The organism is Bacillus sp. z60-11 (genome assembly GCF_046464135.1).
Taxonomy (GTDB): Bacteria; Bacillota; Bacilli; order Bacillales; family Bacillaceae; genus Bacillus; species Bacillus sonorensis_A.
On the sequence record NZ_JBIYSN010000006.1, the window covers coordinates 297,504 to 309,273 of the forward strand.

General features: G+C 47.2%; 6 protein-coding genes, 20 tRNA genes and 1 rRNA gene. 1 reads left to right on the plus strand and 26 read right to left on the minus strand.

What is annotated here, in order from left to right:
• The first annotated feature begins 56 nt into the window (after positions 1-56).
• The gene (locus tag ACINLD_RS17835) at positions 57-809 is read left to right on the plus strand and encodes a TraR/DksA C4-type zinc finger protein (RefSeq protein WP_077736161.1); all 753 of its coding nucleotides are present in this window, start codon (positions 57-59) and stop codon (positions 807-809) included.
• A gap of 31 nt (positions 810-840) precedes the next feature.
• Here the strand turns inward: ACINLD_RS17835 and ACINLD_RS17840 are convergent, their stop codons facing one another.
• The 26 genes from ACINLD_RS17840 to rrf form a co-directional block, all read right to left on the minus strand.
• Positions 841-3,240: a glycogen/starch/alpha-glucan phosphorylase gene (locus ACINLD_RS17840; protein ID WP_077736160.1), complete on the minus strand. Its 2,400-nt coding sequence runs from the start codon at positions 3,238-3,240 to the stop codon at positions 841-843.
• Entirely contained in the window at positions 3,201-4,682 is a 1,482-nt protein-coding gene (glgA, locus tag ACINLD_RS17845; RefSeq protein WP_077736159.1) for a glycogen synthase GlgA, read from the minus strand. The genes ACINLD_RS17840 and glgA overlap by 40 nt, the downstream gene beginning before the upstream one ends.
• The gene (locus ACINLD_RS17850) at positions 4,679-5,707 is read right to left on the minus strand and encodes a sugar phosphate nucleotidyltransferase (protein WP_077736158.1); all 1,029 of its coding nucleotides are present in this window, start codon (positions 5,705-5,707) and stop codon (positions 4,679-4,681) included. The genes glgA and ACINLD_RS17850 overlap by 4 nt, the downstream gene beginning before the upstream one ends.
• 26 nt (positions 5,708-5,733) lie before the next feature.
• The gene (locus tag ACINLD_RS17855) at positions 5,734-6,873 is read right to left on the minus strand and encodes a glucose-1-phosphate adenylyltransferase (protein WP_026588400.1); all 1,140 of its coding nucleotides are present in this window, start codon (positions 6,871-6,873) and stop codon (positions 5,734-5,736) included.
• Entirely contained in the window at positions 6,815-8,722 is a 1,908-nt protein-coding gene (gene glgB, locus ACINLD_RS17860; protein WP_035428399.1) for a 1,4-alpha-glucan branching enzyme, read from the minus strand. The genes ACINLD_RS17855 and glgB overlap by 59 nt, the downstream gene beginning before the upstream one ends.
• Positions 8,723-8,918: 196 nt before the next feature.
• Positions 8,919-8,990: transfer RNA gene (locus ACINLD_RS17865), tRNA-Glu, on the minus strand.
• 10 nt (positions 8,991-9,000) lie between these two features.
• Positions 9,001-9,091, minus strand: a tRNA-Ser gene (locus ACINLD_RS17870).
• A gap of 3 nt (positions 9,092-9,094) precedes the next feature.
• Positions 9,095-9,169, minus strand: a tRNA-Asn gene (locus ACINLD_RS17875).
• Positions 9,170-9,173: 4 nt separating this feature from the next.
• A tRNA-Ile gene (locus ACINLD_RS17880) sits at positions 9,174-9,250 on the minus strand.
• Between the two features lie 12 nt (positions 9,251-9,262).
• Positions 9,263-9,336, minus strand: a tRNA-Gly gene (locus ACINLD_RS17885).
• An 8-nt stretch (positions 9,337-9,344) separates the two neighbouring features.
• Positions 9,345-9,420: transfer RNA gene (locus ACINLD_RS17890), tRNA-His, on the minus strand.
• Positions 9,421-9,444: 24 nt separating this feature from the next.
• Positions 9,445-9,517, minus strand: a tRNA-Phe gene (locus ACINLD_RS17895).
• Between the two features lie 8 nt (positions 9,518-9,525).
• Positions 9,526-9,602, minus strand: a tRNA-Asp gene (locus ACINLD_RS17900).
• A 22-nt stretch (positions 9,603-9,624) separates the two neighbouring features.
• A tRNA-Met gene (locus ACINLD_RS17905) sits at positions 9,625-9,701 on the minus strand.
• A gap of 15 nt (positions 9,702-9,716) precedes the next feature.
• Positions 9,717-9,809 (minus strand) — tRNA-Ser (locus ACINLD_RS17910).
• An 8-nt stretch (positions 9,810-9,817) separates the two neighbouring features.
• A tRNA-Ile gene (locus ACINLD_RS17915) sits at positions 9,818-9,894 on the minus strand.
• Between the two features lie 5 nt (positions 9,895-9,899).
• Positions 9,900-9,973, minus strand: a tRNA-Met gene (locus ACINLD_RS17920).
• Positions 9,974-10,003: 30 nt separating this feature from the next.
• Positions 10,004-10,076, minus strand: a tRNA-Ala gene (locus tag ACINLD_RS17925).
• An 8-nt stretch (positions 10,077-10,084) separates the two neighbouring features.
• Positions 10,085-10,158: transfer RNA gene (locus ACINLD_RS17930), tRNA-Pro, on the minus strand.
• Between the two features lie 9 nt (positions 10,159-10,167).
• Positions 10,168-10,244, minus strand: a tRNA-Arg gene (locus tag ACINLD_RS17935).
• A 47-nt stretch (positions 10,245-10,291) separates the two neighbouring features.
• A tRNA-Gly gene (locus tag ACINLD_RS17940) sits at positions 10,292-10,363 on the minus strand.
• A gap of 16 nt (positions 10,364-10,379) precedes the next feature.
• Positions 10,380-10,463 (minus strand) — tRNA-Leu (locus tag ACINLD_RS17945).
• 7 nt (positions 10,464-10,470) lie between these two features.
• Positions 10,471-10,546 (minus strand) — tRNA-Lys (locus tag ACINLD_RS17950).
• 70 nt (positions 10,547-10,616) lie between these two features.
• A tRNA-Thr gene (locus ACINLD_RS17955) sits at positions 10,617-10,692 on the minus strand.
• A gap of 14 nt (positions 10,693-10,706) precedes the next feature.
• Positions 10,707-10,782 (minus strand) — tRNA-Val (locus ACINLD_RS17960).
• An 867-nt stretch (positions 10,783-11,649) separates the two neighbouring features.
• Positions 11,650-11,765 (minus strand): 5S ribosomal RNA (gene rrf, locus ACINLD_RS17965).
• Positions 11,766-11,770: the final 5 nt, after the last annotated feature.

An 11,770-nucleotide genomic window follows, 5' to 3' on the forward strand; every position in this document is an offset into this window, starting at 1 on the left:
TGTTTAAATTCGCTCATACTAAAAAGGCAGCACTTTTTAGAAATGAGGCGATATACGTGCTAACCAAAGGACAATTGGAAAGATTGAAAAATGAACTTGAAGCCGGAAAAGAACAGATTATCACCCGGTTTAAAGACAGCGACCATTTTGGCATGGATGACGCATATCCTTACAATTCAACCGGAGAGCTGTCCGCTTACGACAATCACCCCGGTGATGAGGGAACAGAGCTGTATGAACGGGGAAAAGACCTGGCCCTTTATGAACATGAAAGGGAGCATTTGCACGATATCGAGCACGCGCTGGAACTGATCGAAAAAGGGGAATACGGCCGCTGTGAAGTGTGCGGAAAGGATATTCCTTATGAAAGGCTGAACGTGCTGCCTACGGCGACAACGTGCAGCGAACATTCCTCAACAGTCTCTGTCTCAAAAGACCGTCCGATTGAAGAAGAGGTGCTGAATCCTCCGTTCGGCCATTTTGAACTTGATGAAGAGGATGAAAATGTCGCATACGATTCAGAAGACGCCTATCAGGAGGTCGAACGTTACGGAAACTCCGATACTCCGCAGGATTTGGCTGTTCCGCCGCTGTCCTACGGCCAAATGTACATGGAATATGAAGAGCCTGTCGGAAATGTCGAAGATTATGAAAACTATGCCGCAACAGATATTACAGGAAAAGAAATCACCGTCTATCCGACAAAAGAACATGAACAGTATGAAGATCTCCTTGATGAAGAAGGGATCATGACCTCATTCGGAGACCTTCCTCCAGCGGAAAAAGAGCCGTATACAGAGGATGACTAAGCCCCGGATCTTTGGGGCTTAGCATTTTGCATTAGCGGTGATGCGGTTTAATGCCCCAAATCTCTCCGGCGTATTCCTTTATCGTGCGATCGCTTGAGAAATAGCCGGCATGGGCGATATTCGTCACGGCTTTTTCAGCCCAGAGCCTTTCTTTCCGGTAATCGCTCTGGATGTTTTCCTGCGCTTCAATATAGGAAGCAAAATCCTTTAAAACAAAATATTCATCATGATAAGCAAGCAGGGAATCGTAGATTTCTTCAAACTCGTCTCTCTCCCCTTCAAAAAATCCGTTGATGAGCTGATCAGCGGCCTGCCTGATTCTTGCATCGTGCTGATAGTATTCCCGCGGCCGGTATCCGCCCTTTTCACCGTAGCCGAGCACTTCATCCGCCTTTAAACCAAACGTATAAATACAATCAGAACCCACCCGTTCCAGTATTTCAATATTGGCGCCATCATGCGTGCCGATTGTCAGGGCCCCGTTAATCATGAATTTCATGTTCCCTGTTCCCGAAGCTTCTTTGCTTGCCGCTGAGATTTGTTCGCTGACGTCTGAGGCAGGAAAAATCCGCTCAGCTAATGAGACCCGGTAATTTTCTAAGAAGATGACCCTCAATGACTGTCTGACTTCAGGATCATGATTGACTTTATCGGCGACAGAATGAATCAGCTTAATGATCTTTTTGGCGTAATGATAAGCAGGCGACGCTTTCGCCCCGAAAATAAACGTTTGCGGGTATATGGAAAAGCTTGAATCATCCTTCAGCCTGTTGTAAAGATACATGATATGAAGCACATTCAAAAGCTGCCGTTTATAGGCATGCAGCCGCTTGACCTGAACATCGAAGATGCTGTCCGGATGAACGGCAAATCCCGTCGCATTTTTAATGAGTCTTGCGAGAATCTGTTTTCGTTCCCTTTTCACTTTTTGAAACGCCTCAATAAAAGCGGTGTCATGGGCAAACGGCAAAAGATTATGCAGGCTTTCAGGATGTTTGATCCACCGGTCTCCTATCGCTTCGGTTATGAGATCCGACAGCTGCGGATTTGCTTTTAAAAGCCACCTTCTGTGTGAAATGCCATTTGTTTTATTGTTGAATTTATATGGAAAAACATGATAAAAACCGTTCATCTCACGCTCTTTTAAGATCGCGGTATGAATGTTGGCCACACCGTTTACACTATAGCTTCCGACAATCGCGAGATGCGCCATTTTCACTTCTCCGTGGGCGATAATGGCCAGCTTTTCGATCCGCTCCCAGTCTCCCGGGTATTTTTCCCAAAGCCAGCTGCAAAAGCGTTCATTGATCTCCTCAATGATCATAAAAATCCTCGGGAGAAGCGGTTTAAATAAATCAATCCGCCACTTTTCAAGCGCCTCGGCCAGCGTCGTATGGTTCGTATATGAAATCGTATGTACCGTTACATGCCAAGCTTCTTCCCAGGTCATGCGTTCTTCATCCAGCAAAATTCTCATCAGCTCCGGTACAGCTAAAGCGGGGTGTGTGTCATTAATGTGGATCGAGACTTTTTTGTGGAGGCCGCATAGCGACCGATGGTTTTTTTTATAGCTTTTCACAATGCTTTGCAGACTGGCAGACACTAAAAAATACTGCTGTTTCAGCCGGAGCATTTTTCCCTCATCATGTGTGTCATCCGGATATAAACATTCCGTTATGGCTTCTGTTTCCCGCTTGTACTTCAAGATGTTTGTTTCCTGATGAAGAGTGCAAGGCTCGGCGTTCCACAGCCTGAGCGTGTTGACCGTCTTTGTCTCATAGCCGATGACGGGAATATCATGGGGCACGGCGGTTATCACTTTAGCATTTTCATTCCAAAAACGCAGACGGCCGCCTTCCTCTGTCATCTTGACCTCACCGCCGAAATAAACGCAGACCGCTTGATCGGCATTGCGGATTTCCCAGACATACCCGTGCTTTAGCCACTGCTCCGGAAGCTCGACCTGATGACCGTCAACGATTTTTTGTTCAAAGAAGCCGTGCTTGTAGCGAATGCCCATTCCGTGCCCGGGAAGGTCCAGCGATGCCAGCGAATCCAGAAAGCAGGCCGCAAGACGGCCCAAACCTCCGTTACCGAGCCCCGCGTCCATTTCGGTCTCTTCGATCTCATCAAGGGAAATGCCCAGATCGGAAAGCCCTCTTTCAACAACACCGCGGACGCCGAGGTTAAGCAGATTTTGGCCGAGCAGACGGCCCAGCAGAAATTCAATCGATAAGTAGTATGTTTGCTTGTTTTGATTGGTACGGCTCTTTTCATTCGTCCCGATCCAATCAGAACTGATGTATTCCCTGACCATCATGCTCAGCGTCTGGTACTGATCGAGCTTTGACGAATCGCGGAAGCTTTTCCCGCACAACCTTTCAACCCGCTTTAAAAAGCATTGTTTAAAGCTGTCTTTGCACGTGAACATGACGCATCCCCCTTTATCACCCGGTCGAATATCCGCTGATACCGCCGGGCTGATTCGGCCCAGCTCACATCCTGGGTCATCCCTTTTTGAACGATGCCGTTCCACACGCCTTTTTGCCGATAAAAGAAAAGCGCCCGTTTGATCGTGTGCTTCATATCATGTGCATTAAAATGGGCAAACGTAAACCCGTTTCCTTCTCCGGTTTTCTCCTGGAAGGCCGAAACGGTGTCATTAAGGCCGCCTGTTTCCCTGACGATCGGAACCGCTCCATATTTGAGGGCGATCAGCTGCCCCAGTCCGCAAGGTTCGAATTTCGAAGGCATTAAAAACAGATCGCTTCCGGCATAAATCTTGCGGCTCCGCTGTTCGCTGAAGCCGATGTGCGCCCTGCACTGCTCCGGATAAGCATACTCCATATAACGGAAATAGTTTTCAAATTCCGTTTCTCCCGATCCTAAAACGATCAGCTGCATCTCTTCCTCTTCAAACAGTTCATGCAAAACCCTTTTGATCAAATCAATGCCTTTTTGCTTCGTTAGCCTTGTGACCATGCCGACAACCGGAATGTCCTCCCTTTCAGGGAGACCCATCATCTGCTGTAACACGGCTTTGTTTTTCCGTTTACCTGCGCGATTTTCCGCGTCATAATGATAATCGATGTCCGGATCGTACAATGGATCATAAACGGATTCATCAATTCCATTTAAAATGCCTGTGAGGACATGCCGCCTTTCGGAGAGGACGCCTTCAAGCCGCTCGCCGTAATAAGGTGTGAGGATTTCATCGCGATATGTCGGACTGACCGTTGTCACTTGATCCGCCGCAATAATCCCCCCTTTCATGTAATTGACATTCCCATAAAACTCAAGCGTTTCTGGGGGAAAATGGGAAAAATCAAGGCCGAGCAGATCGCTGACGGCCTCCTTCGGAAAAATTCCTTGAAATTGGAGATTATGAATTGTAAAAACGGTTTTCATGTTTTGATAAAAAGGCCTTTTTCCGTAGTCTTCTTTTAATAAATAATTGATCATGGCCGCATGCCAATCATGGGTATGAATCACATCAACAGCCATATCAAGCGTGTACAAAGCTTCTAAAACGGCTCGCGAAAAAAAGGCGAACCGCTCCCCGTCATCATCATGACCGTAAAGTGTATCCCGCTTAAAGTAATATTCATTGTCTATAAAATAATAAGACACGCCGTCATGCTCCAAAACTTCGATGCCGCAATACTGCCTGCGCCAGCCGACGGAAACCTCGCACTCGGCGATTTTGGCCATCCTTTTTCTGAAGCCTTCGGCAATCAAACTGTATTTGGGCATGATCACGGCCGTCTCAATCCCTAAAAGGGAAAGCTCCTTCGGCAGCGCTCCGGCTACATCGGCGAGCCCCCCGGATTTCACAAACGGCGCACACTCTGACACAGCGGATATGATCTTCAAGAGTTCATCAGCGCTCCTTGCACAGCTCCTTTTTTCAAAACGAACGGAAGGTCCAAAGTCCCCGACATTTCGATACGCTGGCCGATTTTGACGTCTTTGTCACAGATGACATTTTCTAAGCGGCAACCTTCGCCAATCTGTGTTTTTTGCATAATGATGCTGTTTTTAATTTTTGTTCCTTTGCCGACATAAACCCCCCGGAACAGGATGGAATTCTCGACTTCCCCTTCAATAACACAGCCGTCTGCAATGATCGATTGCTTCACACTGCCGGTTTTCGAATACTTCACTGGAGGTTCATTTTTCATTTTTGTAAAAACGGGGCGATCCATATGAAAAACCTGCCGCCAACACGCGGGATCAATCAGTTTCAGGCTGTGCAACAAATAGTTGTCCGGCGTATCGATAACAGCGGTATATCCCGAATGCTCATACCGGCTGACTGAAAGTGATTCCCGCTCTTTATTGACAGCTTCTGCAAACGAGTTCAGCCCTGTTTCCCGATGGCCCTCAATCAATTCTTTCAATCGTTTTTTGGCGATGACATACATATCAAGAGGCTTTCCCTCCTGGCAAATTTCAGTCAGATCACAGCCGGATTCCAGATGCCTTTTCAATACATGTTCAAAAGGAATTTGACAGACTGTATAGCTGTTTGTGATGACGGCAAATTGCTGGCTGCTTCTTTCTAAATAATCGAGATGCTCGAAAAACATCGGAAACGAACCAAGCCCGGCCTTATCGTCATGGGGAAGTGAAGAAGGCAGAAAAAACAAACCGTCTTTTTTCCGGTGCAGATCCCACTCTTTCCCAGATCCCAAATGATCCATCAACGAACGGTACGGAGGCTTTGAGAATACCGCAACACTCCGAATTCCGGAATTGACCATGGATGAAAGGATAAAATCGATCAGCCGGTATCTCCCGGCAAACGGGACGGCTCCGATGGAACGGCAGGCCGTTAAATCCTGAAGAGACTGCTGGTTAAAAGCGGTGTCAATCATTCCCAGCATTTGTTTATTCATTGGCATCATCCGCCTCTCCCAGTTGATTAGACAACTTTATGATTTTCTATATAGTCCTCGGTGATAAGCAGAACCCCACCACTTTTACAGCTTGCGCGAAAACCGTCAGGAATCCTCACCCCTGCCGGAACAATCGCATTTTTTATTTCAACATGGTCTCCGATTTCCGCGTCATGCATAATGACCGAATGTTCCACTTTGGAATGCCGGCCGATCTTGACCCCTTGAAAAATAACCGAGCGGCGGACTGCTCCATAAACGGCGCAGCCTTCACTGATGAGCGATTCTTTGACATCCGCCTGATCGGCGATAAACTGGGGCGGAAGGTTGGGCGCAACCGAGTAAATGCGCCAGTTCCGTTCAAACAAATCGAGCGCAGGATTGTCTCCAAGCAGATCCATGTTGGCCTGCCACAAACTCTCGACCGTCCCGACATCCTTCCAGTAGCCTTGAAACGGATAAGCGCTCAGCTTCTTTTCTTCCTGAAGCAGGGCGGGAATGATATCCTTGCCGAAATCATGGCTTGAATCAGGATTGATCTCATCTTTTTCCAACGCTTCTTCAAGCACACTCCATTTAAAAATATAGACGCCCATCGAAGCCAAATTGCTTTTCGGATATTTCGGCTTTTCCTCAAAAGATGTGATATCCAGCCGGTCGTTTGTGTGAAGAATGCCGAAACGTCCGGCCTCAGCCCAATTGACCTCAATGACAGCAATGCTGGCATCCGCCTCTTTTTCAATATGGTACTCAAGCATCTTTCCATAATCCATTTTGTAGATGTGATCCCCGGATAAGATCAATACATGGTCAGGCTGGCGCTCTTTTAAAAAGTGGCGGTTTTCGTATATGGCGCTCGCCGTCCCTTTATACCACTTGACTTCAGATGCTTCGGCATAAGGGGATAAAATGGCGACTCCGCCGTTATTCCGGTTCAGATCCCATGTTTCGCCTATACCGATATATGAGTTCAATAAAAGCGGCTGATATTGAGTCAGGACACCGACATGATGAATGCCGGAATTTGCACAGTTGCTGAGGGCAAAATCGATGATTCTGTATTTCCCGCCAAATGGAACGGCAGGTTTTGCCACATGCTTAGTCAAATCACTCAGCCTGCTTCCTTTGCCGCCCGCCAAAAGCATGGCCACACACCGTTCTTTCATCTCTTTTTCCCCCTCTCTTTTTGACCGCCCTGAGAATCGAGATCCCAAGCGGAGGGACAGTCATGCTGATACAGTATGGCTTGCCGTGCAGGCCGTTTTTTTGTGCCTGAAGAGCCCTTCTGTTGATTTGATGTGAACCGCCGTAGGCTTGATGATCACTGTTTAAAATTTCAACGTACTCCGTTTGAAAAGGGACGCCGATCCGATATCCGTGGTAGGCGGCGGGTGTAAAATTGCAAACGGCAATCAGCGCTTCATTCGGCTTTTTTCCGTAGCGGATAAAAGAGACCACCGATTGTTCGGCATTATGGACATCAATCCATTCAAAACCTTCCGGACGATGATCATTTTCATAAAGAACCCTGCTTTTTTTATAGATGTGAAAAGCATCTTTGGCGAAGTTCCTCGCCTTTTGATGCATGTCAAAGCCGTCTAAAAACCAATCAAGCTGTCCATCATCCTTCCATTCATCAAATTGGGCGAACTCACCGCCCATAAAGAGAAGCTTTTTTCCGGGGTGGGCAATGAAAAATCCGATCAGCAGGCGGTATTGAGCGAACTTTTGCCAATAATCGCCCGGCATTTTATGAAGCAAAGACCTTTTACCGTAAACCACTTCATCATGGGAAAACGGCAGGATGTAATTTTCAGAGTAGGCGTACATTAAGGAGAAAGAAACAAGATGATGCAGATGCTTTCTTTGTTCTGGAGAAGCTTCCATATAGGTTAAAATGTCATTCATCCAACCCATATTCCACTTATAGTTGAATCCGAGACCGCCTTCATATGTCGGATGCGTTACCTTCGGCCAGTCTGTGGAATCCTCAGCCATCATCAAAAAGTGCGGATCTTTGGCAAAAACCTGTTCATTCAAGGTTTGGATCAATTCGATCGCATAGCGGTTGGCTTCAGGCTGAGGGCGGTTTGGCCAATATAGGAGGTTTGCAACAGCATCGACTCGAAAACCATCTATATGATACATCTCGATCCAATACAACGCATTGGATATTAAAAAACTGTGAACTTCCCGCTTTCCGAGGTCAAAATTCGCGGTCCCCCATTCCCGGTTTTCCCTGTCATGCTCATGGATATATTCATATAGAGGCAGACCGTCGAATAAATACAAGCCGTGCTCATCCTTGCAGAAATGGCCGGGGACCCAATCGAGAATGACGCCGATGTCATGCTGATGGGCTTGATCGATAAAATACATGAGATCATGCGGTTTTCCATATCTGCTCGTCGGACTGTAATATCCCGTTGTCTGATAACCCCATGAACGGTCCAAAGGGTGTTCCGTCAGCGGCATCAGCTCAATATGCGTAAATCCATGCTCTTTCACATAAGGGATGATCATGTCGCTCATTTCCCGATACGTAAAAAAGCTCCCATCGGCTTTCTTTTTCCACGAACCAAAGTGAAGTTCATAGATGGAAACCGGTTTTTCATAAACTGGTTTCCGCCTTTTCTTCTTCCGCCATTGATGATCATTCCATGCGAACTCCGGAAATCGGTAAGTAACAGATGCGGTCTTCGGTCTGACTTCAGAAAGAAATGCGTAAGGATCGCATTTCAGCTTTGATTCATTTGCCGCCGTGATGATTTCATATTTGTAAAGCTCCCCTTCTTCAAGCCCGGGTATAAACAATTCCCATACTCCTTGCCGGTTCACCCTTTCCATTCGATGCGCCAAACCGACCCAGTCGTTAAACGTCCCCACGATTCGGACTTCTTTGGCATGAGGAGCCCAAACGCAGAACCTGAAGCCCTTTTGGCCGTCCTGCTCTGCCTGATGAGCGCCAAACAGCCTGTAGCCTTCGAAAAGGCGGCCTTCATGAAACAGGTGCATTTCAAATTCTGCGGCGCTCACACGCGTCACTCCTTTCTGCCACTATATTTAAAGATTACTCATTTATTCGCAGAAAATGGCTGTTTCCCTTTTGTGAAAGCGCTTCTTTTTATTGACAAAATTCAACAATGACTTCGAATTGCAGCACATATTAAAAACCCCTGCATCAAAAAGATGCAGGGGTTTCAAGTGATGATGACCCGTACGGGATTCGAACCCGTGTTACCGCCGTGAAAGGGCGGTGTCTTAACCACTTGACCAACGGGCCTTATTGAAAATGGCGGAGAAGGAGGGATTTGAACCCTCGCGCCGCTTACGCGACCTACACCCTTAGCAGGGGCGCCTCTTCAGCCACTTGAGTACTTCTCCAGATGGCTCCACAGGCAGGATTCGAACCTGCGACCGATCGGTTAACAGCCGATAGCTCTACCACTGAGCTACTGTGGAATCATGGTGGGCCTGAATGGACTCGAACCATCGACCTCACGCTTATCAGGCGTGCGCTCTAACCAGCTGAGCTACAGGCCCATGATATGCAAATGGAGCGGGTGATGGGAATCGAACCCACGACATCAGCTTGGAAGGCTGAGGTTTTACCACTAAACTACACCCGCATTTCGCATGGGGCGGTTGATGGGAATCGAACCCACGAATGCCAGAGCCACAATCTGGTGCGTTAACCACTTCGCCACAACCGCCGCAATATATAATTGTTAACAAGGTGGCTCGGGACGGAATCGAACCGCCGACACACGGATTTTCAGTCCGTTGCTCTACCAACTGAGCTACCGAGCCTTGATAAATGGCGGTCCGGACGGGACTCGAACCCGCGACCTCCTGCGTGACAGGCAGGCATTCTAACCAACTGAACTACCGGACCATTTTGGCAATGAATTTAAATTTGGTTGCGGGGGCAGGATTTGAACCTGCGACCTTCGGGTTATGAGCCCGACGAGCTACCGAACTGCTCCACCCCGCGGCGATAAAATATGTATGGCGGAGGAAGAGGGATTCGAACCCCCGCGGGCTTTGACACCCCTGTCGGTTTTCAAGACCGATCCCTTCAGCCAGACTTGGGTATTCCTCCGTAATAAATGGTGGACCTTGTAGGACTCGAACCTACGACCGGACGGTTATGAGCCGTCTGCTCTAACCAACTGAGCTAAAGGTCCTTTAATAGCGGCGGAGGGGATCGAACCCCCGACCTCACGGGTATGAACCGTACGCTCTAGCCAGCTGAGCTACGCCGCCATGATCAATATGAATATAGAGATAACAAAGTGGAGCCTAGCGGGATCGAACCGCTGACCTCCTGCGTGCAAAGCAGGCGCTCTCCCAGCTGAGCTAAGGCCCCAAAAAGAATCGGGAAGACAGGATTCGAACCTGCGACCCCATGGTCCCAAACCATGTGCTCTACCAAGCTGAGCTACTTCCCGTTGTTATAATGGCGCGCCCGAGAGGAGTCGAACCCCTAACCTTTTGATCCGTAGTCAAACGCTCTATCCAATTGAGCTACGGGCGCATATCCTGTGTGTCTGCCAATTCCACCAACCTGGATCGGATGGTGGAAGCGGAAGACGGGATTCGAACCCGCGACCCCCACCTTGGCAAGGTGGTGTTCTACCACTGAACTACTTCCGCATAATATAATTGGCGATGCGGATGAAGGGACTCGAACCCCCACGTCTGTAAAGACACTAGAGCCTGATTCTAGCGCGTCTGCCAATTCCGCCACATCCGCATAAAAATGGTGAGCCATGAAGGACTCGAACCTTCGACCCTCTGATTAAAAGTCAGATGCTCTACCAACTGAGCTAATGGCTCTAAGACATTCTTAGATAAAAGCCGTTGATTTTCTTCTTTTCAGCAACTTTTATATTATATCATAAATTGATGGTGCCGGCAAGAGGACTTGAACCCCCAACCTACTGATTACGATTCAGTTGCTCTACCAATTGAGCTACACCGGCCCATTCAATATGAATGGTGGAGGATGACGGGCTCGAACCGCCGACCCTCTGCTTGTAAGGCAGATGCTCTCCCAGCTGAGCTAATCCTCCGCGCCGTTTTTCGATCAACTCTCGATCTGACAAGGACTATTATATATGGGAACACACCCATTTGTAAAGGCTATATTAAAAAAATTTTATTTTCAGTTTTTTTCTCAATACGAAAACCGTTTCAATGATATAGTTGATAGAAGGCCGGCTGTTCAACCTCTTCACAAATCAAACAGCATAATTTTAACGCCATCCTTTTTCTATGTATGGACGTATAGGCTCTTATAACAGGTTCTTCAAATGCTTCAGAAATTCCTGTCTTTTTGAGACCGCAAATTTATATTCCTGATGATTGTTTTAGACGGCCTTAATCCCGTTTGGTATAAGCAGCAATGTCTTTCTCTTTCAATATCCTTGAGCTCAATATTAAGCGTTTTTCCACGGGATGTAAAAATCATTGCTGCTTTTATTGATTTAATCTGCCTTCAGCTCTTTCAATGCCGCGGAACAAATTTCCGGAATGTCCGTGATTCTTGTTTTGACAAACACATTTTATTTCCTTAAATTGATGTTTTAGCGACATTTCGGAGATCAACCTTTTGAATACTGACAATCCCAGTGTTTCAGCTTAGTTTACTTTGGAGTATATCTTCACCACTTTATCGCTTGCTATGTATTCAGCATAGATTGTTCTTCCGGCCTATATTATTTATCCGGTCCATTTAAGCTGCTTCGTTCCTTATTGCCGCTTTTCATATTTCACTTCATATATTTAACCTCCTTTTTCACCAGGCTAGGGATATTCCCCTTGGATTGTCCTTTCGTCTTTACAATATAGAAAGCTTACTGGAAAACATAGATCAGCCAAATGCTTTCTTAATTTAAAGCAAAAAAAGACCGGCTTTAAATAAGCTGGTCTTTTACATTGCTTGGCGGCGTCCTACTCTCACAGGGGGAAGCCCCCAACTACCATCGGCGCTGAAGAGCTTAACTTCCGTGTTCGGCATGGGAACGGGTGTGACCTCTTCGCTATCGCCACCAAACCTTA

What these genes read in the sequence shown, in the direction of transcription:
- ACINLD_RS17855 (WP_026588400.1), bottom strand. Translation starts at nt 6,873, where the DNA reads ATGAAAGAACGGTGTGTGGCCATGCTTTTGGCGGGCGGCAAAGGAAGC.
- ACINLD_RS17840 (WP_077736160.1), bottom strand. Translation starts at nt 3,240, where the DNA reads ATGTTCACGTGCAAAGACAGCTTTAAACAATGCTTTTTAAAGCGGGTT.
- glgB (WP_035428399.1), bottom strand. Translation starts at nt 8,722, where the DNA reads ATGCACCTGTTTCATGAAGGCCGCCTTTTCGAAGGCTACAGGCTGTTT.
- ACINLD_RS17850 (WP_077736158.1), bottom strand. Translation starts at nt 5,707, where the DNA reads ATGAATAAACAAATGCTGGGAATGATTGACACCGCTTTTAACCAGCAG.